Consider the following 23,371-nt stretch of genomic DNA (forward strand, 5'->3'; position numbering starts at 1 on the left):
GAGCCTTCTGGCAGTGGGATTCTCGTTTCGCATAGATTTCCCTAGGGCACGAATAGTAGTACCCACTCCTCTAGCTCCGCGCCCGCCGGAGGAAGAAAGGAGGGGGGGGGATGGATAATGCCTGTTAGCCCCCTAGGTAAATTTCTGCCGATCGGCAGAGCGATTCTCATTTCGCATAAATTTCCCTACAGCGCGAAATAACGGTAACCCACTCCGCCTTATTCGCGGTGCAACCGCACCACCACCTTCCAACCACACCACCACCTGCTAACTGCATCACAGAACTCCGCACCTCCAGCGCCTAACCTGAACGCAGCTTCCAGTTCTCGGGAACCGCCACGCGGGCCGAATTCTGGTGGTTCAGCCTGTTGCTGATCATCCCACTTCTGTCAGTCGGCGCCCGCCGCCTCCACGACATCAACTTTAGCGGTTGGTGGCAGCAATGAATCGGCTTACTCCCCGCCCCAAATCCCACCAACATATGTCATTGAATTTCAATGTATTCTCTTGCGCCGATTTGACCACAAACTCCCTAATTCCAGTTAGTCTCGTAGTTCAAGGTATGAACTGACGAGAGTAGCTAACTGCCCGACAGGCGGCTGCTTTCCCGGCGGTAGCGTGCCCAAAGCCCGCCAAAGCCCGCCCAGCCCCGCCTAAAGCCCAATATGGAACCCTTCAAAGACACCCAAGCCCGTTGGCATGAAGAGCTGCAATGGCGTGCGCTTAACGTGCTGCATGAGGATCCGAATATGAGTCAGCGCGCGCTGGCGCGGGAGCTGGGTGTAAGCCTGGGCAAGGCCAATTATTGTTTGCGGGCGCTGGGGGCGAAGGGCCTGATTAAGCTGCAGAATTTTCAGCAGAGCAATCGCAAGCTGCGCTACGCCTACCTGCTCACGCCAAAGGGCATCGAAGAAAAAACGCGCCTGACTTGGCGATTTCTGCGCCGCAAAGAGGCGGAATACGAAGCGCTAGAGCAGGAGATTGCGCAGTTGCGGGCTTCGGTCGAGGGCAGAGGCACTGTTCCATGAAGGGCTTGACAACCATGTCATATTACAATGTAATATTCAAAAATGTGCTGGGAGCCTAGAGCCATGTCGATGTCGGCCAAACTATTCATGAGTGGGCGCAGCCAAGCCATCCGCTGGCCCGCCAAGTTGCGCATCGATGCCAGCGAAGTGCTGATCGAGCAGGTGGGTGATGCTTACCTGATCAAGCCGCAAACGCAGACCCCACAGAACCTGGGTGAATGGCTTCGCGCATTTTACGCAGACACCGAAGCCTTCCCCGACGATTTTCTTGTCGAACGCGACGATCAGCCGCCTCAGGAGCGAGACTGGTCCTAGGGCATGCTGCGGACGCTGGACACCAACATCTGCAGTTACATCCTGCGAAGGCGTCCCGATAGCGTGATTGAACGATTCTCGGCGTTATCCGCGAATAAAATTTGGATTTCTGCGATTGTGGCGGCCGAACTGCGCTTTGGAGCAGAAAAACTCAGGTCTCCTCGATTCCAAACAGCTATTGAGGCCTGGCTCGCGGGCTTTGAAGTGCGGCCTTGGCCTGTTGAGGCTTCCCATCATCACGCTAGGGTGCGCTACATGCTGGAGAAGCAAGGGCAACCGATCGGCAATATGGATCTGATGATCGCAGCACACGCACTGTCAGAAGATACGGTGGTTGTGACAAACAACGCGCGTGAATTCCATCGAGTCCCGGGTCTAGCCGTCGAAGAGTGGCGCCTCTAAAAAGGGGACAGATTTATTTTCCCCACTGTGCCGCATTAAATAAGCCCGTCCCCCATTTATGACCATTCGCAATCTCCACGATCAACTAAAGCAGCGTTTGCGCGTTCGTGCAGCCACCCATGGCCGGTCGATGGAAGACGAGGTCGGCGACATTTAACCACGCACGCGCATTGCGCCGGGTTGTTGACAACTGCTTGTATCAAAAGCGGCAGCCGGAGGATTGAAGGATGGAATATCACTTCAGATTGAACTATCAACTCAGTGCCGATACGCAGGACATCGACGCCTTGATTGAACAATTAGCCGAAGCAGGTTGTGATGACGCGCTGATCGGTAGTGGCCGCCCCGGGCGCCTTGCGCTTGAATTCACGCGCGACGCCGCCAGCGCTAAAGCCGCCGTGCAAAGCGCCATTCAAGACATTCAAAAGGCCATGCCGAGTGCGCGACTGGTTGAAGCTTCGCCAGACTTTGTCGGCCTCACCGACATCGCAGATATCATCGGCGTCAGCCGCCAGGCGGTGCGTAAATTGATGCTGGCACATCCGCATAGTTTTCCCTTGCCCGTGCATGAAGGCAGTGTTGCCATTTGGCATCTCGCCGAAGTGATTGACTGGCTCGAGCAACGCGGCGGTTACGACTTGCATGCGAGCCTGAAAGAAACCGCACACGCGGTCTTAGCGTTGAATGCGTCACGGCCACAACTCGCCGCCTAGTTCCAAAAGGGGACAGATCTATTTTCTTTGCCGCGCCGCATCAAATAAATCCGTCCCCATTTATGACCAAAAAGCTTCTCGATCTGCTGACCAAGCACGAGCGCAACTGCGTTTTACCCTGATGCGCGAATACAGCATCGGCAAGCGCCTGCTGGAAGGCTATCTGCACCAGCCCTACAGCTGGTTTCTCAGCCGCCACAGCGCCGATCTGGGCAAACCCATCCTTTCGGTAGTTAACCAACTGCTGGATAAGAGCGAGTTGAGAGCGCAGGGGACCTTCAACAAACTGACGCAAGCCAATGAGCGGTTTCGGGCGATGGCGGCAAATCATTAAAAGCGCTACATTACAATCAGGATTAAATCAGAGGCATCACCGCTATGAATAGACAACTGACCGCAATTATCGAGCGCGAAGGCGACGGATATGTTGCTTTGTGCCCAGACGTCGATGTAGCCAGCCAAGGCGCATCGGTGAATGAAGCCTCGGCCAATCTGCGCGAGGCAGTGGAATTGTTTTTCGAAACTGCATCTGCTGCGGAAATTCAACAACGCCTGCATGACGAGGTTTACATCACGCGACTTGAGGTTGCAGTTGGGTAAACTCGGCGTTTTCTCTGGTAAGCAAGTCTGCGCAATCCTTACGCGAAATGGTTTCGTTGAAGTTCGGCAGCGTGGTAGCCATATTGTGATGCAACTGCGTCTCGACCACACCACAGTGACCGTTCCAGTACCCAATCACACCGAAATCAAAATTGGCACCCTGCAATCCATCATTCGCCAATCTGGACTGCCCCGAATCGAATTTGAAGTTTGAGTGGATCGCCACGGTTTCTGCGAAACCTCGCGATGACTTCATCGCCGTCATTGCGAACGAAGTGAGCAATCCAGCGCCGTAGGCGCACCAAAACCGCCATTAGGCATGCATAAATAATTCCGCCCCCACTTACTATGACCCGTAACCCCCTATTCGACATTCCCCACTACCTGCGTGTGTTCCAGACGTATCTGGGGGCGCGGATGTATTTGATCTTTGGCCTGGCGCTGTTTGCGGTGGTGGCTGAGGGGGTGGGCATATTGATGCTGTTGCCGCTGCTCGGCGGGCTGGATGGCGGCGGTGCTGAGCCCACGGGCGTGGCGGCGTTTGTGCAGTCTATGCTCTCGGCGGTGGGGCTGGGTGAGTCGACCACGTGGCTGCTAGTACTGATTACCGCGGCGTTTATTGCCAAGGGCGCATTGTTGTTTCTTGCCAATGGTTACCGGGCCTATTTGCAAGGGTTGTTGCTGCGAGAGCTGCGCGGGCGATTGTTTGATCGATATAGCCACATGCGCTACCGGCATTATGTGTCTCAAAGCACGGGGCATTTTACCAATGTGATTAATCAGCAGATTCGGCTGATGCTGCAGTCTTTTCAGCAGCTCACAAACCTCGTGGCCAAAGTTGTGGATGCGCTGATTTATACCGCGTTTGCGTTTTTGGTGGCTTGGCGCTTTGGGGTGATGGCCATTGTGCTGGGTGTGGTGCTGCTGTTGCTATTTCGGGCGTTAAACATCTTTGTGCGCGCGCAGTCGCGCCGGGCAGCGGCTGAAGAGGGGCATCTCACCAAGCTGCTGATTCAGTTTTTGCAGGGCTTTAAGTATCTGGTGGCCACGGGGCAAACCGCACCGTTGCGCAAAACGGTGATGAGCTCGGTGGGCCGGCTTACCGGTTATGAAATTCGCCGAGGCATTGCGCAGGCATTTACCACCTCGGTGCGTGAGCCGGTCATTGTGGTGTTTATTATGGTGATTGTGCTGGTGCAGGTGGTGTTTTTAGGCCAGTCGCTTGCGCCCATTATGGTTTCCATTGTGCTGTTTTACCGGGCCATGAACTCGATTTTTATGACTCAAGGCGCTTGGCAAAACACGCTAAACAACATTGGTGCCGTGGAGCTGGTGCATCAAGAGTTTGCTGACCAGGCTGAGCAGGCAGAGCCCGATGCCGATACCCCTGCAGCGGCGCTTAGCCTAGGCATTACCCTAGAGAATGTGTCTTTTGCCTACGATAAAGCCGTGGGTGATGTAATTGTTCAGGTATCGCTCACCATCCCCGCCCGCACCTCCGTGGCCTTTGTGGGTGAATCGGGCGCGGGTAAATCGACCCTAGTCGACCTGCTCACCCTGATGCTTAAGCCTCAATCCGGCCGTGTGCTGATTGATGGCGTGCCGGGTGACGAAATCACATTGAATAGCTGGCGCGCACAAATCGGCTACGTGAGCCAAGAAACCGTGGTCTTTGATGACACCATTGCCAATAACATCTGCATGTGGGCGGGCAACCCGGCCAAAGACGAGGCGCTCATGGCCCGCATTCGCGAGGCCGCCAAGCGCGCCCACATCCACCACCACATCGAGACCCTGCCCGCGGGCTATCACACCGTGGTGGGTGACCGCGGCATTCGGCTATCGGGCGGGCAGCGCCAGCGACTGTTTATTGCCCGAGAGCTATTCCGCAAGCCCAACCTGCTCATCCTCGATGAAGCCACCAGCGCGCTAGATACCGACTCCGAACGCCACATCCAGCAAAGCATCGATGCGCTCAAGGGCGAGATCACGGTGGTCATCATCGCCCACCGCCTCTCAACCATCCGCAATGTTGACCATGTGTACGTGTTTGACCAGGGGCGCCTGGTGGAAGATGGCCCGTTTGCGCGACTGCGGGATCGGGAAGATTCGAAATTTGGGCGGCTGGTGGCGTCGCAGGCGCTTTGACGCGAACTAAAATGATCGAAAGTCGGGGTATCAAAGGCATTGTCCTTGCCGGCGGCGCTGGCACGCGCCTGCATCCGGTCACGCTGGGTGTCGCCAAGCAGCTCCTGCCGATCTACGACAAGCCAATGATCTACTACCCGATCAGTGTGCTCATGCTCGCAAGCATTCGGGATATCCTGATCATCACTACACCGCAGGATCAGGCGCAGTATCAGAACCTTCTGGGGGATGGCAGTCAGTTCGGGATCCGGTTGCAGTATGCCGTACAGCCCAGCCCGGACGGGCTGGCGCAGGCTTTCATTATTGGCGAGGAGTTCATCGGCAATGATCGGGTCTGCCTGGTTCTTGGCGATAACATCTTCTACGGGCAGGGATTCACGCCGATGCTCCGGCGCGCTGCCCAGCAAGAGCATGGGGCGACGGTCTTTGCGTATCAGGTGAAGGATCCGGAGCGCTTTGGCGTGGTGGAGTTCGATGCGCAGAGGCGCGTGAAGTCTATCGAAGAAAAGCCCCTCAGGCCCCGCAGTCATTACGCCATTACTGGACTCTACTTCTACGATAACCGGGTATTGGAACTGGCGAAGCAGGTCGAGCCCTCCGATCGCGGCGAGCTTGAAATCACCAGCCTCATGCAGGCGTATCTGGACGATCAATGCCTCAACGCCGAACCACTGGGTCGCGGTTTTGCCTGGCTGGACACCGGGACGCATGAATCGCTGCTGGCTGCGGCATCTTTCGTCGAAACCATTGAGCTGAGGCAGGGCTACAAGATCGCCTGTCTTGAAGAAATCGCACTGCATAACGAATGGCTAAGCCGGGCGGCTGTGGCTGAGAGAGCCAGCAGGCTCGAGAAGACGACTTACGGCCAGTATCTCTCCGATCTCGCGCTGGATACCCATTGAACGATGATTGATCCAACCGCCTTCATCGACGAATACGCACGGGTGGAGCCCGACGCCACGATCGGCGCGAACACCCGGGTGTGGGGTTTTACTCATATCCTTGGTGGGAGTCGTATCGGTGCCGACTGCAATATCTGCGAGCAGGTGTTTATTGAAGGCGATGTCGTAGTCGGTGACCGCGTGACGGTAAAGTCCGGCGTCCAGCTCTGGGACGGTGTCCGCCTTGAAGATGACGTTTTCATCGGGCCAAACGTCACGTTCACCAACGACAGGTATCCGCGCAGTCAGCAGTACCCGGAGCGCTTCCTCGGGGTGCGCGTTAAAGCCCGCGCATCGATCGGGGGGGGGGCAGTGATCCTGCCAGGGCTTACGATCGGCGAGGGCGCGATGGTAGGAGCAGGTGCGGTGGTCACTTGCTGCGTGCCGAACGGTGTGACCGTGGTTGGCAATCCAGCGCGCATAGTGCGGCGGACGGTGGCCGATGACCAGACACAGGTCGCCGCGCATTCACAAAGCAAAGGAGGTTCGGGGTAAGACGCTCTCATTCCGGGACATTTCGGTGGAAGACGCTCCGTTTATCCTGTCTCTTCGCACGGATGAACAGAAGTCGCGATACCTCAGTGCCACCCCACCAGATCTGACTGAACAGCGGCTTTGGCTGCAGGAATATAACAACGCAGACGGTCAAGCCTACTTCATCATTGAGTACCAGCAGGTATCCATCGGGACCGTTCGCTTGTACGACGCCAGAGACAGCAGTTTTTGCTGGGGTTCATGGGTTCTTGTGGAACATGCCCCAGTCCAAGCGGCGATTGAATCCGCGCTGATGGTCTACGCGTATGGAACCGATCATCTTGGCTTCACTGCCGCTCATTTTGATGTCCGCAAGGCTAACCAGTCTGTGTGGCAGTTCCATGAGCGTTTTGGGGCGCAGCGTATCGCAGAGACCGATCTCGACTATTTTTACACGTTGGCGTTCGAGGCGATTCAATCGTCAAGGAAGCGTTATCGCAAGTTTCTCCCCGATGACGTTTCTGTCTCGGGTTAATAGGTTCCCATATCCAGAAAAACTTCATGCCGATTGAAGACTGCAAGTTAATTGATCTGCCTGCGATCAGTGATCCTCGGGGCGATCTGACCTTCGTCGAGGGTGGCAATCATGTGCCGTTTCAGATTCGTCGCGTGTATTACCTTTACAATGTCCCGGTTGACTCAGAGCGCGGCGGGCACGCGCACTATGACCTCGAGCAGGTCATCTTTGCCCTCTCGGGCAGCTTCCGGATCACCGTTGACGACGGGCGCGAGCGCCGTGAGCATTGGCTGCGTGATCCACGCACCGGGCTCTATGTCGACCGCCTCATCTGGCGCGAAATAGATGCCTTCAGTCAAGGCGCTGTTTGTATGGTGCTTGCTTCGCAGCCTTACCATGAGGCCGATTATATTAGGAATTACGACGCGTTCTTAAAGGCGACAAAAGAGGGGCCTCGAACTTGAAATTAAAAAATGCTGCAAAGTTATTCATGCCACCAATCTTCTTGGAGCCTTTTAAAAAAAACGTGTTGACGCAAAAAAAATCAAATCCCCCCCCTCTGGATCTGTTTGACAATGAACCAAATTTTTTCGAAGCCTTGATCCAAAACTCCTCTGTTTACGGTGAATATGGTACAGGTGCGTCGACTCAATTCGCATTAAAGTTCTCAAGGGCGAATGTATATTGTATCGATTCAGATACGGAATGGTTAGAGAAAGCGGTTCGTGGCTTTGAGGACTCGAGCCGCCTCCATTCACGGTCGGTTGATGTTGGTAAGGTTATAGCTTGGGGTATTCCTGTAGGGGCAGCTCGAATTGATGCCTATAAGGAGTACACAGACTGGATATGGAGCCATAAAGAAAAACCCGACCTGGTTCTCATAGACGGGCGGTTCCGCGTGTGCTGTTTTCTTTCAGTGTTGCGCTATGCTGAAGCAGGAACAAAAGTAATTTTCGATGATTACGTACATCGGCCGCAGTACAAATTCGTCGAACGATTTCTCCTTCCTGTTGAAATCTTGGGGAGGCAAGCTTTGTTCGTTGTTCCCGACGAAAAGCAGTGGGATGAAAAAGATCTTGATATCTGTATTTCAGCATTTAGGTGCAATTTAAACTAATCGTCCGAACTGGATAACGAAGCGACACATTCAGTCAAGGCGACGTCTGTATCGTTCTCGCGTCGCAGCGCTACGATTAGCGAGACTACATTTGGAGTTATGAAGATTTCAGCGGGATATCGGTAGATGACTAAATATAATAATATCTTCATTTTGTGTACTGGACGATGCGGTAGCGAGAACTTTATCCGAGCCTGTCGCCATATAAAAAACTACTCAGCGGGCCACGAGACTAGGACTCGTCTGATTGGGGCAGAGCGGTTCAACTATCCCCTACACCATATCGAAGCTGACAATCGCTTATCGTGGCTGCTAGGTTGGCTATATCGAAATTACAACCGTGATTCATTTTTCGTACATCTTCGACGGGACCCAGTGGCCGTCGCTAAGAGTTTCTCTAAGCGATATTGGTGGGATGGATCAATTACACGCGCCTACCGAAACGGGATCCTTATGCTGAATGAAGATGAAGAGCTAGATTTATGCATAGATTATATTGAGACAATAGATCAAAATATAAAATTGTTTCTTGAAGCTCGTGAGAGAAAGATGGAGTTCTGGATTGAGCGGGCACAGGATGACTTCCCCTCGTTTTGGAGTGAGATAGGTGCTGAAGGAGACCTAGCCGCAGCGGTTGCGGAGTTTGACAATCCAAGCAATACGTCGGAGGAAATGGGAAAGCGTCGAAAGAAGGAACCAAAAAGGGGGTTACGGCAGTTTGCATATAAAACCGCTCGGGCGGTAAGAGGGATACACCGGCGGTGAGGGTATATCAATGTATTCACAAATATCCGCCTCATATTCCACAGTTTGAAAACCGCTGGGGCATCGGGAATCACTCTACTTTTGAGGAAATCCACGATGCGGTTCTGCGCGACGGCTATGCATCCGTGTACCGTCTGATGCCACCACCCGATAGACCGGACGACCGCGTCTTCTTTACTGTGTGGAACTATGAACGCCTACAACATACCTGGGCGCGAGAGCACGGCCTCACTACTACTAACCTTGACGAGATCCGGCTGGCACAAATCGCCCACATTCAGCCGGACGTAGTCTATGACTTCTCATGCTTTGTGTCGCCCTCGTTTGCCGCTATGCTGCGATCCCGCTTTTCTGGCCTCATCCTTGCCTGGAACGGATTCATCAAGGAAGCCGACCCGCCCATTGACCCGGCCTATGATGGATATGTCTCGCTTCATCGGCCTTTCGTGGAAAGCTGGAAAAGGCGCGGTCATAATGCCCTCGAACTTCAGCCGGGCATAGATTCTGATTGGGGTAGACGAACACTCCGCCCTTTTTCTAGCCGGCGGGACGACCTGATTCTCTATGGCCAACTTGGCGCGCTTTTTGGCGGGCGCGCTGCGCTCGCAAGGGCCGTAATGGAGGCCGCGGCATCCGATGGGTATGACTTCAAATGCTATGCTGGGGTGTCAAAGCAATATCATAGACCCGGAGGGAGGCTTGCTCGAATGGGCATTGAGCTGCCTTTCCTTGTCAAATGGCCGGACAAGAAGCTCAGGTCACTGATTTCGGGGTCCGTTTACGGCATCGGATTGTACGAAGCAATCCGCGACACCAAAGCCGTCCTCAATACCTTTGGGGATCTCAATATCAGATTTCATAGCAACATGCGCGTATTTGAAACCATAGGTAATGGGACACCGCTGATTTCGCCGAAGGGAGTGTATCCGGAGGGTTTGGAAGAAGGTTTGGATTACTTGTCGTTCTCATCAGTGGACGATATATCCCGGATCATGAAATCCTTTATCTACGAACCTGATCAAGCGTTAGCGTTCGCTGAGACGGCAAGGGCGCGAGTGCTTCGAAATTTTAGTAAACAGCGGCAGTATTCCGAGTTTCTGAACTTCGTTTCTAAACTTTAGCTAAAAACTCATGATTCCTTTCCTCGATCTCCGTGCTGCTTATCTCGAACTCAAACCCGAGATTGATGATGCCGCTGGTCGTGTGCTGAATAGCGGCTGCTATATCTTGGGCGAGGAGGTGGAGGCCTTCGAGGCCGAGTGGGTTGCTTATTGCGAGGCGAAGCATGCGGTGGGTGTTGCCAATGGCTTGGATGCCCTGCATCTGGCGCTGCGCGCGCTGGGAGTGGGGCCGGGCGACGAGGTGATTGTGCCCAGCAATACCTATATCGCCACCTGGCTTGCCGTCAGCCAGTGCCGCGCGACGCCCGTGCCGGTTGAGCCGGATGCGCGCACCTACAACATCGACCCGGCGCGTATTGAGCAGGCGATTACTCCCGCCACGCGCGTGATCATGCCCGTGCATCTCTATGGGCAGCCAGCGGATCTGGATCCCATCCTAGCCGTCGCGCGCAAGCACGGTTTGCGCGTGGTAGAGGACGCGGCACAGGCGCACGGAGCGCGTTACAAGGGCCGGCGGATCGGGGCGCATGGCGATGCAGTCTGCTGGAGCTTCTACCCGGGCAAGAACCTCGGTGCGATGGGCGACGCGGGCGCGGTGACCACCGACGACCCAGAGATCGCTGCGCGCGTTCGCCGGCTCGGAAATTACGGCTCCGATCGCAAATACGTGAATGTTGAACGGGGCGTGAACTCCCGGCTTGATCCGCTGCAAGCGGCCATCCTGCGCGTTAAGCTCGCGCATCTCAACGACTGGACCGAGCGTCGTCGCCTCCTTGCTTCTGCCTACATGGATTCACTGGCCGACACCGGCCTGACCTTGCCGCAGGTGCCCGAGTGGGCGGAGCCGGTCTGGCACCTCTATGTGGTGCGTAGCCCCGAGCGCGACGCCCTGCAGGCTCGTCTCACCGAGAAGGATGTCGGTACGCTGATCCATTACCCGATTCCGCCTCATATGCAGGCGGCCTACGCCGATCTCCATCTTGCGCCTGAGGCCCTTCCCCTGGCGCAAAAGCTTGCAGGCGAGGTCCTGAGCTTGCCAATGGGGCCGCATCTTTCCCCAGAGGCGGCCCAACAAGTGCGGGGAGCGATAGCGTGACCACAGGAAAGCTCTATCTTCACATCGGGCCGCCGAAGACCGCGACGACATCGCTGCAGATCGCGCTTCAGGAAACCAATCTGCGGGGACTGCATTACGGTGGCACCTTTCAGCCCCGCGACCACAATGTCGGGAGTCTCGCGCAGACGCTGCATAAGGCGAGCTGTGAGCGCCTTGCCGCCGATGACCCCGACGTGCGCGCAGCCCTTGACGATGTGTCGAACGTCTTGGGGGGCGTGATCCTGTCCAAAGAGACGTTCCTCGTTGAACAGCGGGGCTGCCCCTTCCCGGAGAAGCTGCGGCGGCTCGCGACGGTCCTCGCAGATATCCCGACGGTCGTCCTTGTGACACTGCGCGATCCGACGGAAGGCTTACCGTCGCCCTATCAAGAACTTTTCAACGGCCTTCCGCTGACTGAGAAACTGAGCTTCGCGCGCTTCTGCCACGGGCCACGCGCGAGGTGCTACAACTACACCTTCGTCTATGAGAGCCTCATTCAAGCGGGCTTCCGCGATATCCGCGGGATCGAGTTCCACGACCTCACGGCAGGCCAAGTCCCGCTGTCCCGCTTGCTCGGTCATGACGCGCCCACCGATGCGATCCTCACACTGGGCCGCGCCAACGCCGGGGCTAAAAACGGCCCAGACAAACGCACCCTGCCGCCCGTCTCACTGAAATCGATCGGCGGGATACGGCCAATCCGCTCGCTGCTCGATCGGATGGGCCTGAGGGGGACAACCCTGCACCGTTACGCGGCTGCAACACTCGACCGTATCCGCCTGCGCCCTGGCGACGCACGGCAACTACGCTTGCCCGCCCATATAGCGGATCGTCTGGACACACACCTCGCAGACGCTCGCACCCGCCTCCAGCCGATCGGAACGCGCCAATGACCGAGACCACCGACCGCCCGCTCGTTACGTTCGCTCTCTTCGCCTACAACCAGGAGCAATATATCCGCGAGGCCGTCGAGGGCGCCTTCTCCCAGACCTACGAGCCGCTAGAGATCATCCTCTCGGACGACTGCTCCACCGACCGGACCTACGAGATCATGCAGGAGATGGCGGCGGCGTATGAGGGGCCGCATGTCGTTCGGTTGAGGAGGAATCCATGGAATCTAAATATTGGTGGCCATGTTCGTGAGTTAGCTAGCGTTGCACGTGGCGACATTATTGTGATGGCGGCCGGCGATGACATATCAATGCACCACAGGGTGACCGCACATGTAGAGCTATATGAGGCCAAGAGTTCGGCTTATGCTGTTTTTAGCGACGCAGTCCTCTTTGGAAATGGATATCAGTCCGAGTTAAAAAAATTTTGGCATGCAAACTTTTTAAAAAAAATCCGTAAAAAAACAATTGCCTTTCGAGGCGGAGGCGTTGGGTCAGGGGCAACGTATTCTTATCGGAAGATGTGCTTCCATGAACCTCATGATTTTCCCGAGTTCTACCATACGGAAGATCGAATTTTGCCTCTACGCGCATCTATTTTAGGTGACGTTTACTATATCCCAAAGAAACTAGTAGCGATGCGTGTTACTGAATCAAGCGTTTCCAGGAATGTTGACTACGAAATGGCATGCGCTCGGGAAGACTTTCAGTCAGAGTTAGTTCGGGAGGTCGATATGTTTGTAAGAAAAGGCTTCCTTGAGGCGAGAAGTGCCGTAAAAATTAGTAAAATAATCAATTCAAACCCCCATTTTTGGAGCCGACTAATAAAAAAAGAAAAATTTTATAGCTCCTGGTTCTTTTACCGGTGGGCTTTGTGTCTTTTTAAAGATCCGATATGGGTGATTCAGAAAATTATATATAAAGTCAATCCCTTTAGCCGTAAGCTTGCCCAGATAAGAAGACTTAAGTCCCCATAATCTTCCAGGAGATTTGGGTAAATTGCTTGATCAATAGGTCAGCATGAGGTTTTCTTGAGTATTCGATTAGTAAGAAAATAGAAACCATGAGCGAGCGGTGGTGAATATAAAATATTGAAGGAAATCTAAAGTCTTGGCCAAGTTGAATCAGCCCTCAATCTTAATGTTTGAAGCTGCCTACCCGCCGCCTGTAATCGGAGGTAAAGAGAAGCAGGCGCACTTGCTAGCGAAGACACTATTGGGTAAAAATGTGCGTGTAAAGGCTTTGTCTTACGCACACAACGCCTATGCGTCAAATTTTCATGAAGGTGTATTCGTTGAGCGAGTGAAAAAAGGATGGATGGCCGCAATCAAGATTGCCATTGTTTTATTGCGGAATCGGAAATCGTTTTCCATATTGCATGTTCATACGCCTAGTAATATAGGTAAATTAGTAGTTCTTTGCGGTTTTCTTCTTCGGTACCGTGTTGTCTTCAAATTTCCAAATCAGCATCTGCTAGACACCACCAACCGGCTTTCGCGATTTGTCTGGAGCGGGTTGTTTTTAATAACTGATCTTTTCGTAGTGCTGGAGGAGGATACTAAGAATAAGCTACAGCATAGGGGCGTTTCGGATAGAAAAGTCTTCTATGTAGAAAATGGAGTTCAAATAGGGGAGGCTCTGGAACTAATTTCCAGACGCCATATTCGCTTATTGTTTGTGGGGCGACTGGTTTCTGTAAAAGCGTGTGACCAGCTTCTTCGCGCCTGTGCATTGCTACGTGGTTCTGGAGTGGAGTTTTCGCTTTATGTTGTGGGAGACGGCCCTTTAAGATCTCAGCTTATATCGTTGGCGCGCAAACTTCGCTTATCCGAGTGCGTTAGCTTTGGGGGCTATCACCCGATACCGCTTGAACAGATGAAACAGAGTGATGTTCTTGTGCTCCCCTCGCTGAAAGAGGGTATGTCAAATGTGATCTTAGAAGCCGTTTCGATCGGCTTACCGGTTATAGCTACGGATGTAGGCGCGGCTAAAAAGCTAGTGGGGCCGTATGGTGAGCAGTTTTTATGCCAGCCTTCCGACCCGGCCTGTTTGGCAGAAAAAATACAGCTCCTTGCAAATAATCCGGATCTCAGGAAAAAGTACAGCACCTACCTTTACAACCGAGGTCGCGATACATTCTCGATAGATGTAATAGCAGAAAAATATATGAAAAAATATAGCGCATTGTGCGCTCCAGAAGATGTTTAGACGCCCTTTCGGTGTCGGTCAGCTTGGTTTTGGCCCTTCGCTATGCGGCCCACCATCCTCCCAATTGCCCGTGGGGTGGATGTATGGTTCTTGAAATCCGTACGCAGAGGCTCGGTGAGTTTTTAAATGGGTACTCAACGGAGCGCAAGCGAGCAGTTCTGTGTAAGCTGCTTCCGCAGCACAACCGGACAGTAGCGGACTCGGCCAAGGAAGAAAGCGTTTCAACTTTCGCCAACTATCAGTGGACTAAAGCGGCACCGGCCAAGCGCTATTTGGTGGCGGAGAACAACGCCGAGCCCGCAGGTTGGACGACGCAGGATCAGTTCGATGCGGTGTTAAAGCCCGCGTCACTCGCGGAGTCCAACAGCGGTACGGCTATGAGGTCTAGGATTGAGTAATCAGAGATTTACTTCATTGCTTAAACGTCCACTACCTAACCTTGCGCTGAGTTCGGCGATCAGCGCCCACCTCATTGCAGAGGTGCTTCGCCGGTTTCTCGGCTGGTCAGATCTTGCTTATGGTCTCGCAGACATGTTCGTCTTGACGGCCGCTCTGGTTGTGATTGTCGGGTACGGCATACGGTTGGATAAGCGCATTATTATCGCGTTTGGTATTTATGTTTTCTTTGGTGTGGCGAGCCACCTTGGGTCAGGTCATCCGATTATCCTTGTGGCAGTCGGCTTAAGGCCGCTGGTGCTAGGGATAGCCGTCTATGCCATAGCGGAGGTGGCATTTTCCAGAGTGCCTGATACTTCGCGCCGGTTGAGGGCCGTGTTATCGGTATGGCTCGTCATCATCACCGTGGTGGCGGTCTATCAGATAGAAGCTGGGGTTAGCGCGCCGATTAATCAGATCGAAGGTCTGCCGCGTGGGGGGCGCGGTGATCCATATGGTGGGCTCGATTGGCTTTTCCGCCCGACGTCTATATTTATGCACACCGGCAGGTTTGGGCAGTTTACCTTCTTCTTGGCGCTGATCTTTGTCTTACCTATACTGAGCCGACGCCGTCATAATCTGGGTGTGTTGTTACTGGCAGGTTGTGCGCTTTTTGCGGTGCTACTGTCCGGACAACGTGCGGCCTTTGTGCTGCTCATTCTGGCGGTCCTCGGGATAGTGCTCCTTCAAAAACGGGGGCGGCTAGCACTGAGACTAGGAACCCTTCTGACAGCGATATTTGGTGTGGTTGCCGCGGCGAACGCGCGCGTTCTGGAGGCTGTGGTCGATCGAGTGGTCAGTGGGTTTCTGGGAGGCTTCGAGCGTGTAGCGGAGCAGGGGGCGGGTTGGAGTACGGGATTCATGACGTACCCTTTGTTGGGTGAAGGATTGGGGTTCTTCTCCCTTGGTGCCGAGCCGTTTGGTGGTGAAATTTACTATTCCTATATGGGCCGCTTCGGCGGGGGTGGCGAGAACTCGTGGCTGAGTATTCAAGGGGAGGTCGGAATACTCGGCGTCGCAGCGTTTGCGGTTGGGCTGCTTTTGATCGTGTCCCGCGCATTGAGAGCGTACATACGTTCTGGTGGGCCAAATGGACGGAATTGGGAATGGCATATCGCTGCTGCGGTGTTTCCGTTGGCACTCAGTCTATGGGCGTTGACGCATCACGTTTTCTCTAACTATCTCCACATGATCGCGCTATTCACGCTTTTTGGAGCGTCAGCCGGGTTGGAACGCCGTCGGTTGTTGAGTCAAGCCAACGCCGACGGTCGAGGGTAACGCCTGAAGCAGCGGTTCATAATCTCTGCCACTGTGCAAACGCAGACCGTGTCGTATCCTCACCGACCAGTGCACTTGAAAGCCGAGGTACCGGGAGCGTTTATGGCCGACACGCCCGCTGTTCGCAGCGATGCTTGCGGAAGTGCAGGCGTAGCCCGGGCGGCCGGCATCGGCGGTGTATTCCCATCTGGGGACGTTGATGCCCTCCGAGGTGAGCTTGAACAGGTGGCAGCACGAGGCCGGTTATCGGCGAGCGAACGATCGCGCCTGTCCACATGGGCTCAATGCCTTGGGGCGGATGCCGGCGCTGACTATCTACTAAGGATACATCGGCACTCGCAAGGGGACGGTGATCGTCCAATGCCTCCATGGGAGGCCAACACAGTCTCATGGTGAATTATCCCGCGGATGCAGGCGCTGAGACGCCTCGCAGTGGCACGGTGGCCACAGATGGCCGTCCGATTATCCTCTGTTTCGTGGCCTACTACCTCCCCGGCTATCGCTCCGGCGGACCGGTGCGGACGATTGCCAACTTCGTTGATCATCTGGGCGATGAGTTCGACATCCGCATCGTGACGCGCGATCGGGATGCCTTAGACACTAAGCCGTATTCCAGTGTCGAGATTGATGCCTGGAACACAGTCGGTAAGGCTCAGGTTTTCTATGCCTCTGGTAAAACGCTCAATCTTCGCGGTATTGCCAAACTCCTTCGTGAAACGCCGCACAACGCTCTGTATCTCAACAGTTTTTTCGCGTTCGGTTTCACCGGTTTGCCGTTACTGGCGCGCCGTCTTGGCATCGCACCGCGAAATCCTTGTGTGATTGCGCCGCGTGGCGAGTTTTCACAGGGTGCGATCGCCCTCAAAGCCCGGAAAAAACGCCTGTATATGCGCGTCACCAGAATGATGGGGTTGTATAGCGGTTTGCATTGGCAAGCCTCTAGCGAGTTTGAGGTGAGCGATATACAGCGTGAACTTGATGTCCCGGCAGAGGAAATCTCTGTTGCCCCGAATTTGCCGCCGGCTATCGAGCCAGCAGGACTTGGGGCAGCGTTGCACAAGCCGCGTGGTGATGGACCGTTAAGGCTTGTGTTCCTGTCGCGCATCTCGCCTAAGAAGAATTTGGATTTCTTGTTGGGGGTGCTGAAAGAAGTCAATTTTGACGTTGTGTTAGATATTTATGGGGTAGTTGATGATGAGGACCATTGGGGTTACTGCAAAACTCTGATCGCGCAGCTACCCGCATCCGTAGAAGTCAATTACGAAGGGGTGATTCCGCACAGCAAGGTAAGCAGAGTGATCGCCAATTACGATCTGTTTGTGCTCCCCACTCGCGGTGAGAACTATGGGCATGCAATTGCCGAAGCGCTGACTCAGGGCACCCCCGTATTAATTTCAGATCAGACACCATGGCGTGATCTTGAGAGATATGGGGCGGGGTGGGATTTGCCTTTGGACAAGAAGTATCGTTTTTTGGATGCAATTACTCGAGTTAACTCCATGGAACGTGCGGACTACCTGACGTTACGCCAGTCCACAGCCGATTATGCAAGGCGGAAGCTTTCCGATACGTTGATTGTTGATAGCAACAGGCGTCTCTTTAATCAGCTTCTGGCGCATAGGGGACCGTAAATGATTTTTATTGGAGATGTCGCCATCGCCCCAGGCGATCGATTTAGGCATGTTGGTTTCCCAGATAATTTTCAGGTCAAACCAATTTGCCTGAACCTTGAGGGTGCAATATCACCTCAAGATGAACTCCCTGCCCGTGGGCTTTGTAATTCTGTGAATAGCCTCGATTCCTTCAAAAATTTCACATTGGGACCAGTTTTTCTTGGAAATAATCACATTACGGATATCCCAGATGGAATATCGATCACTCAAACGCATCTCGCTGAGAAGAAATTACAATTCTGCGGTGCCGGATGTTCGCAAATTGATGCTGAGTCCATTGTTATTGAGGGAGACTTCGTCTGCCTTGGATTTGGTTGGCCTGTCATTCAGTGTCTACCTGCTTCATCAGAGCAACCCGGAGTCAATCGCTTTGAAGGTAATGCGGTTCGCAAGCAGGTAAACAAGGCGCTGAAGCAGCATCCGCAAAAGAAACTCATCGCCGTATTTCACTGGAACTATGAGTTTGAGCCGTACCCTCAGCCCGGCCATCGTGCTCTAGCAATGGAGCTCATCGACATGGGCGTCCACGCGATCATAGGTCACCATCCTCATGTTGTCGGACCAGTGGAATGCTATCGAGGGCACACAATTGCTTACAGTCTTGGTAATTGGGCCTTTTCATATGGACGATTCCTTGATGGCCAATTGCGGTTCCCAGAAAAGAGCTTCGAGCAGATTGCCCTAGAGATCAGTCCGGCGGGCAATATCGTGCACAAGGTAAGGTTTGAACTGCCAGACACAATCAGATATTGCTTCGCGGAGGAGGTTGATGCGCCCGGGTTCTCGCTAAAGCCTGAGTTTGAAGGCATGTCTTCGACGGAGTACTTGACTTGGTTTAAAGCAAATCGCGTAAAGAGAAAAGCGCTACCAATTTATCGGTCTGCTGATAGTTCACTAAAGAACTTATTTTTTGATAATTGGGTGGCGTTTCGACAATTTCTCATTCGCTTATCAACAAAATTAGGGCTGAAATCGAAAAGCCCAAACGGTTAATAGTAGTGTCTGGAATCCTTCCTTTTATAAAGAAAAATCTGCAGGAAATACCATACCCGATTGGTAAGGCACTTGCCTATTGGCGGTATGATTTGAGGCCAGGAATCGGAATTGGTTATTCGCAAAAAAGGAGGGATCTAAGGATATTTGAAGAGAAAACTCTGGAGCAGCAGAAGCGATTTATCTTTGAAAAAGTGAAAACTAGTCTTGTGCTTGCCGCCACAATACCAATTTACAAGGAGCTTTGGGCTTCTGCGAATGTCCAGTTAGAGGATATCCATGGGTTTGAAGACCTCAAAAAGCTTCCAATCATTTCGAAGGAAATGCTTCGTGAGACGGCACTTAGCGACCGTTCGCGGGCCGCTATAGGGCGGTATCTCGCCAACACCGGGGGCACCAGTGGCAACCCCCTTGGCTTCTACATCACCCCAAAGCTGATTCCGAATGAATGGGCGCATATGCATCGGGTTTGGGAGAAGCTGGGTTACAGGGCTCATGATCTCAAGCTAGTAATTTCGGGCCGAAACCTGGGCACTAACCCTGTTGCTTACGATGGCCTACGGCATTCGCTGGTGGTGAATATCTATGCACCTTTTGATGAAGTTTGTGATGGTTTACGCAAATGGATTGTGGACAAAAGGCTCGCCTATCTGCATGGTTACCCTAGCGCTGTCGCTGAGTTTGGTCTGCAGCTCGCAGAATTTGCCCCAGACTTACTTGGAAGGCTTAGGGGGGATTTAAAAGGTGCCTTCTTGGGTTCAGAGTATCCAGCGCCTCTTTATCGTCAAACAATCGAGGACATCTTCCAAGTCGGCTCGGTCTCTTGGTATGGCCACACTGAGCGTTGCGTCTTGGCTTGGGAGCGCGATGAACCATATAGTTACTACCCCTTTCATACTTATGGATTCGCAGAGGCCATATGGGATGACGCCTTGAGCTCCTGGCGGCTTATTGCAACCAGTTATGGAAATTATGCCTGTCCTTTTATTCGTTATGACACCGGAGATTTGATTGAGCCAGTCGATCACGAGGAAGGTTTGTTGAGATCTTTTAGGATTAAAGAGGGTCGGGTTGGGGATTTCATAACAGACAAGTCAGGACATAGGATTTCTCTCACGGGTCTTATTTTCGGGCGGCATCACAAGGTTTTCGATTTCGCAACTCATGTGCAGGTTCGGCAGAAAATAGCGGGTGAACTGACGGTGTTCGTGGCAATGCGGGGCAGTCTTTCAGATTCACAAATCAACAATCATCGTCTTCGGGATTATATGGATCTCGAAGATCTTAATCTTGACATAGAGGTCGTCGGTGTTGAGAAACCGTTCCGGACATCTGCTGGAAAAATTCCCTTAAAAGTCAGCATCGATACTTGACACATCTCAAAAGCCCGCGCCTTTCTAGGGCAATTAGTCAAAGAGAGTCTTTTTTTGAAACAAATCCTCCAATCCCTTAAAACCGGCGCCACTGAAGTCGCCGAGGTCCCCGTCCCTCGCGTCTCGAGTGGATCCTTGTTGATCCAAACCTCCCAAACCCTGGTCTCTACCGGCACTGAGCGCATGCTCGTTGAGTTTGGCAAAGCGGGGTGGTTGGAGAAAGCCCGTCAGCAGCCGGATAAGGTCAAGATGGTGCTGGACAAGATCCGTACCGATGGGCTGCAGCCGACGCTCGAGGCCGTGTTCAACAAGCTCGATCAGCCACTGCCCTTGGGTTACTGCAATGTCGGGCGCGTGGTAGCGGTGGGTGCGGGTGTGACCGGCTATAAATTGGGCCAGCGGGTGATCAGTAACGGCAGACATGCTGAAGTGGTCAGTGTGCCGGTGAACCTATGTGCGTCGGTTCCGGATGATGTGTCGGATGAAGCCGCCGCTTTCACGGTATTAGGTGCCATCGGCCTGCAAGGCATCCGTCTCGCGCAGCCCACGCTGGGTGAGACGGTAGTCGTCACCGGTCTGGGCTTGATTGGCTTGATGACCGTGCAACTGCTCCGTGCGCAAGGCTGCAGGGTGCTCGGTGTGGATTTTGATGTCGAGAAACTTGCCTTGGCGCGGCAGTTTGGTGCGGGGGTGGTGGATCTATCGGCTGGGCAGGATCCGGTGGCCGCTGCCATGGCGTTCTCGCGCGGGCGGGGTGTGGATGCCGTATTGATTACCGCTGCCACCAAGAGCAACGAACCCGTGCACCAAGCCGCGCAGATGTGTCGTAAGCGGGGCCGCATTGTGCTGGTAGGGGTGACCGGCTTGGAACTATCCCGGGCTGATTTCTATGAAAAGGAACTGAGCTTTCAGGTGTCGTGTTCCTATGGCCCGGGGCGCTATGACCCGGCCTACGAAGAAAAAGGCTTTGATTACCCGGTGGGGTTTGTGCGCTGGACCGAGCAGCGCAACTTTGAAGCCGTGTTAGACATGATGGCCGATGGGCGGCTGGATGTGGCGCCGCTGATCTCCCATCGCTTTGACATCGATGACGCGCCGAAGGCCTATGAGGTGGTGGCGGGGTCAGAACCCTCGTTAGGCATTTTATTGCGTTATCCCGGTGTCGAACTAACGGCAACCGATCGCACGGTTTCTTTGCATCACACGTCTGCGGGTGAGGAAGCTTCGATCAGCAACTCCCAAAGTGCGTCGGGGCCTGTGCCGCGGGTGAGTTTCATTGGTGCGGGTAACTATGCAACCGCGGTGCTGATTCCTGCATTTAAGGCGGCGGGGGCGCGCTTACATAGCGTAGCCTCTAGCGGCGGGGTCAGTGGCGTGCATGCGGGGCGCAAGTATGGCTTCGCCGAGACCACCACGGATAGCGACCAGTTGTTTACTGACAAGACCACAGATGCCGTGGTCATTACTACGCGCCACAACAGCCACGCCCGGTTTGTGATGCAGGCGCTGACGGCGGGCAAGCATGTGTTCTGCGAAAAGCCGCTGTGTTTGACGCTGGATGAACTGGCGGAGATTGAGGCCGCTTGGGCTGAGCAGGAGACAGATGGCCGGCATGTGCTGATGGTTGGGTTTAACCGCCGCTTTGCGTCGCAGGTGGTTAAGATCAAAAGCTTGCTGGGCGGCGTGACCGGGCCCAAGTCCTTCGTTATGACCGTGAATGCGGGGGCTATCCCTGCTGATCACTGGACGCAGGATCTTGAGGTGGGTGGCGGCCGAATTGTGGGTGAGGGTTGTCATTTCATCGACTTGCTGCGCTTTTTGGCGGCAAGCCCCATCGTGGCGTGGGGGCGCGCAGCAATGAATGCTGCAACCCAGGATACGGTCACGATCAACTTAGAATTCGCCGATGGCTCTATCGGCACCATTCACTACTTTGCCAACGGTGCCAAGGCCTTTCCCAAGGAACGGTTGGAGGTGTTTGCTCAAGGCCGCGTGCTGCAGTTGGATAACTACCGCAGGCTCACCGGCTTTGGCTGGCCTGGCTTCAAGAAAATGAACCTGTGGCGGCAGGATAAGGGCCAGAAAGCCTGTGCGGCGGCTTTTTTAGAGGCTGTTCGGTCTGGTGGGCTCGCTCCCATTCCTGTTGAGGAGATTTTTGAAGTCAGCCGCGTCAGCATCGAGTTGGCCCAATGAAAACCATCGACATCATCGCCGGCGCGCGTCCGAACTTCATGAAGGTCGCGCCGATCATTCGGGCGATTGAGGCACGCCAAAAGTCCGGTAGCGCGCTGGACTACCGCCTAATCCACACCGGCCAGCATTATGATCCTCGGCTATCAGGCGCCTTTTTCGAGCAGCTTGGCATTCCTGAGCCGGATGTGAATTTGGAGGTCGGCTCCGGTACCCAGGCTGAGCAGACCGCATCGATTATAACGCGCTACGAGGCACTGCTGCTGGAGCAGCGCTCAGATCTGTGTCTGGTGGTCGGTGATGTGACCTCCACCATGGCCTGTGCCATCGCCGCCCAAAAGCTCGGCGTGCCGGTGGCCCATGTTGAGGGCGGGATCCGCTCAGGCGATTGGACCATGCCCGAAGAGATCAATCGGCTGGTGACAGACGCCATCACCAATTACTTCTTCACTACCAGCGAGCATGCCAATGCCCACCTGCGCGCCGCGGGCGTGGGCGATGAGCGTATCTTTTTTGTGGGCAACACCATGATCGACACCCTGCTTGCGAACCTGGATCGGCTTCGCCTCGCGTCGTTTTACACTGAGTTGGGCCTGGCGGATGGCGAATACTTAGCAGTGACCCTGCATCGCCCGACGAATGTCGATGACCCGGCGCGTCTAGGTGAGCTGGTACATGCCATCTGCGACAACGCCTACGGGGTGCCGGTGATCTTTCCCGTCCATCCGCGCACCGCCCACAACCTTGACGCCATTGGTAACCTACCGGCTAACCTGCACCGCGTAGACCCACAACCCTATCTCGAGTTCATTCACCTGATCCGCCATGCCAAGGCGGTGATTACCGACTCAGGCGGCATCACCGAAGAAGCCACCGTTCTTGGCGTCCCCTGCATGACTCTGCGCGACACCACCGAGCGCCCGGAGACCGTGGAGCAGGGCACCAATGCCTTGTTGGGCATCGACCCCGCCGCCATTGCGCCAGCACTAGATCGTTTGTTTGCCGGCAAGTGGCACACCGGCAGCGTGCCGCCACTTTGGGATGGCAAGGCGGCCGAGCGGATCGTGCGGCATTTGGAAACGTTGCTAGGCTAA

At 54.3% G+C, this 23,371-nt stretch carries 28 protein-coding genes; all 28 read left to right on the top strand.

What is annotated here, in order from left to right; all coding sequences use genetic code 11:
* The first annotated feature begins 368 nt into the window (after positions 1–368).
* Positions 369–446, top strand: coding sequence for a DUF805 domain-containing protein (locus GH984_RS11085; protein ID WP_369691993.1), 78 nt, complete (start codon positions 369–371; stop codon positions 444–446).
* A 219-nt stretch (positions 447–665) separates the two neighbouring features.
* Entirely contained in the window at positions 666–1,028 is a 363-nt protein-coding gene (locus GH984_RS07210) for a MarR family EPS-associated transcriptional regulator (RefSeq protein ID WP_153719526.1), read from the top strand.
* Positions 1,029–1,097: 69 nt separating this feature from the next.
* The gene (locus GH984_RS07215; RefSeq protein WP_216643636.1) at positions 1,098–1,343 is read left to right on the top strand and encodes an antitoxin; all 246 of its coding nucleotides are present in this window, start codon (positions 1,098–1,100) and stop codon (positions 1,341–1,343) included.
* Between the two features lie 3 nt (positions 1,344–1,346).
* A complete protein-coding gene (locus tag GH984_RS07220; protein WP_153719527.1) occupies positions 1,347–1,745 on the top strand; it encodes a type II toxin-antitoxin system VapC family toxin in 399 nt (132 codons plus the stop codon).
* A gap of 58 nt (positions 1,746–1,803) precedes the next feature.
* Positions 1,804–1,902: a FitA-like ribbon-helix-helix domain-containing protein gene (locus GH984_RS11140; protein ID WP_439959284.1), complete on the top strand. Its 99-nt coding sequence runs from the start codon at positions 1,804–1,806 to the stop codon at positions 1,900–1,902.
* A gap of 70 nt (positions 1,903–1,972) precedes the next feature.
* Positions 1,973–2,458: a helix-turn-helix transcriptional regulator gene (locus tag GH984_RS07230; RefSeq protein ID WP_153719528.1), complete on the top strand. Its 486-nt coding sequence runs from the start codon at positions 1,973–1,975 to the stop codon at positions 2,456–2,458.
* A complete protein-coding gene (locus tag GH984_RS07235) occupies positions 2,430–2,792 on the top strand; it encodes a hypothetical protein (RefSeq protein WP_153719529.1) in 363 nt (120 codons plus the stop codon). Before GH984_RS07230 ends, GH984_RS07235 begins: the two co-directional genes overlap by 29 nt.
* Positions 2,793–2,836: 44 nt before the next feature.
* Positions 2,837–3,058, top strand: coding sequence for a type II toxin-antitoxin system HicB family antitoxin (locus tag GH984_RS07240; protein ID WP_153719530.1), 222 nt, complete (start codon positions 2,837–2,839; stop codon positions 3,056–3,058).
* On the top strand, positions 3,015–3,272 hold the full coding sequence (locus tag GH984_RS07245; protein WP_253939158.1) for a type II toxin-antitoxin system HicA family toxin: 258 nt from the start codon (positions 3,015–3,017) through the stop codon (positions 3,270–3,272). Before GH984_RS07240 ends, GH984_RS07245 begins: the two co-directional genes overlap by 44 nt.
* Before the next feature lie 134 nt (positions 3,273–3,406).
* Positions 3,407–5,206 (top strand): ABC transporter ATP-binding protein, encoded by a 1,800-nt coding sequence (locus GH984_RS07250; protein WP_153719532.1) that lies wholly within the window; start codon positions 3,407–3,409, stop codon positions 5,204–5,206.
* Between the two features lie 11 nt (positions 5,207–5,217).
* On the top strand, positions 5,218–6,108 hold the full coding sequence (rfbA, locus tag GH984_RS07255; RefSeq protein WP_153719533.1) for a glucose-1-phosphate thymidylyltransferase RfbA: 891 nt from the start codon (positions 5,218–5,220) through the stop codon (positions 6,106–6,108).
* A 3-nt stretch (positions 6,109–6,111) separates the two neighbouring features.
* Positions 6,112–6,642 (top strand): acyltransferase, encoded by a 531-nt coding sequence (locus GH984_RS10990; RefSeq protein WP_153719534.1) that lies wholly within the window; start codon positions 6,112–6,114, stop codon positions 6,640–6,642.
* On the top strand, positions 6,590–7,156 hold the full coding sequence (locus GH984_RS07265; protein ID WP_153719535.1) for a GNAT family N-acetyltransferase: 567 nt from the start codon (positions 6,590–6,592) through the stop codon (positions 7,154–7,156). Before GH984_RS10990 ends, GH984_RS07265 begins: the two co-directional genes overlap by 53 nt.
* A 26-nt stretch (positions 7,157–7,182) precedes the next feature.
* Positions 7,183–7,602, top strand: coding sequence for a sugar 3,4-ketoisomerase (locus GH984_RS07270; protein WP_153719536.1), 420 nt, complete (start codon positions 7,183–7,185; stop codon positions 7,600–7,602).
* Entirely contained in the window at positions 7,599–8,255 is a 657-nt protein-coding gene (locus GH984_RS07275; RefSeq protein WP_153719537.1) for a hypothetical protein, read from the top strand. Before GH984_RS07270 ends, GH984_RS07275 begins: the two co-directional genes overlap by 4 nt.
* 453 nt (positions 8,256–8,708) lie before the next feature.
* Positions 8,709–9,020: a hypothetical protein gene (locus GH984_RS10815; RefSeq protein ID WP_216643637.1), complete on the top strand. Its 312-nt coding sequence runs from the start codon at positions 8,709–8,711 to the stop codon at positions 9,018–9,020.
* A complete protein-coding gene (locus GH984_RS11090) occupies positions 9,017–10,141 on the top strand; it encodes a glycosyltransferase family protein (RefSeq protein WP_153719538.1) in 1,125 nt (374 codons plus the stop codon). Before GH984_RS10815 ends, GH984_RS11090 begins: the two co-directional genes overlap by 4 nt.
* 10 nt (positions 10,142–10,151) lie before the next feature.
* Positions 10,152–11,237 (top strand): DegT/DnrJ/EryC1/StrS family aminotransferase, encoded by a 1,086-nt coding sequence (locus GH984_RS07290; RefSeq protein ID WP_153719539.1) that lies wholly within the window; start codon positions 10,152–10,154, stop codon positions 11,235–11,237.
* A complete protein-coding gene (locus tag GH984_RS07295) occupies positions 11,234–12,130 on the top strand; it encodes a hypothetical protein (protein WP_153719540.1) in 897 nt (298 codons plus the stop codon). Before GH984_RS07290 ends, GH984_RS07295 begins: the two co-directional genes overlap by 4 nt.
* On the top strand, positions 12,127–13,104 hold the full coding sequence (locus GH984_RS07300; RefSeq protein WP_153719541.1) for a glycosyltransferase: 978 nt from the start codon (positions 12,127–12,129) through the stop codon (positions 13,102–13,104). Before GH984_RS07295 ends, GH984_RS07300 begins: the two co-directional genes overlap by 4 nt.
* A 133-nt stretch (positions 13,105–13,237) precedes the next feature.
* Complete coding sequence (locus GH984_RS07305) at positions 13,238–14,335, top strand: glycosyltransferase family 4 protein (RefSeq protein WP_153719542.1); 1,098 nt, start codon at positions 13,238–13,240, stop codon at positions 14,333–14,335.
* A gap of 83 nt (positions 14,336–14,418) precedes the next feature.
* On the top strand, positions 14,419–14,733 hold the full coding sequence (locus GH984_RS07310) for a hypothetical protein (RefSeq protein WP_153719543.1): 315 nt from the start codon (positions 14,419–14,421) through the stop codon (positions 14,731–14,733).
* Positions 14,726–16,048 (top strand): O-antigen ligase family protein, encoded by a 1,323-nt coding sequence (locus GH984_RS07315; RefSeq protein ID WP_172973197.1) that lies wholly within the window; start codon positions 14,726–14,728, stop codon positions 16,046–16,048. Before GH984_RS07310 ends, GH984_RS07315 begins: the two co-directional genes overlap by 8 nt.
* 389 nt (positions 16,049–16,437) lie before the next feature.
* Complete coding sequence (locus tag GH984_RS07320; protein WP_172973198.1) at positions 16,438–17,679, top strand: glycosyltransferase; 1,242 nt, start codon at positions 16,438–16,440, stop codon at positions 17,677–17,679.
* The gene (locus GH984_RS07325; protein WP_153719546.1) at positions 17,680–18,714 is read left to right on the top strand and encodes a CapA family protein; all 1,035 of its coding nucleotides are present in this window, start codon (positions 17,680–17,682) and stop codon (positions 18,712–18,714) included.
* A 5-nt stretch (positions 18,715–18,719) separates the two neighbouring features.
* The gene (locus GH984_RS07330; RefSeq protein WP_172973199.1) at positions 18,720–20,087 is read left to right on the top strand and encodes a phenylacetate--CoA ligase family protein; all 1,368 of its coding nucleotides are present in this window, start codon (positions 18,720–18,722) and stop codon (positions 20,085–20,087) included.
* Between the two features lie 54 nt (positions 20,088–20,141).
* Complete coding sequence (locus GH984_RS07335) at positions 20,142–22,280, top strand: bi-domain-containing oxidoreductase (RefSeq protein ID WP_153719548.1); 2,139 nt, start codon at positions 20,142–20,144, stop codon at positions 22,278–22,280.
* A complete protein-coding gene (gene wecB, locus GH984_RS07340) occupies positions 22,277–23,371 on the top strand; it encodes a non-hydrolyzing UDP-N-acetylglucosamine 2-epimerase (protein ID WP_153719549.1) in 1,095 nt (364 codons plus the stop codon). The genes GH984_RS07335 and wecB overlap by 4 nt, the downstream gene beginning before the upstream one ends.

The sequence above is a fragment of the Spiribacter salilacus genome (assembly GCF_009649225.1).
Taxonomy (GTDB): domain Bacteria; phylum Pseudomonadota; class Gammaproteobacteria; order Nitrococcales; family Nitrococcaceae; genus Spiribacter; species Spiribacter salilacus.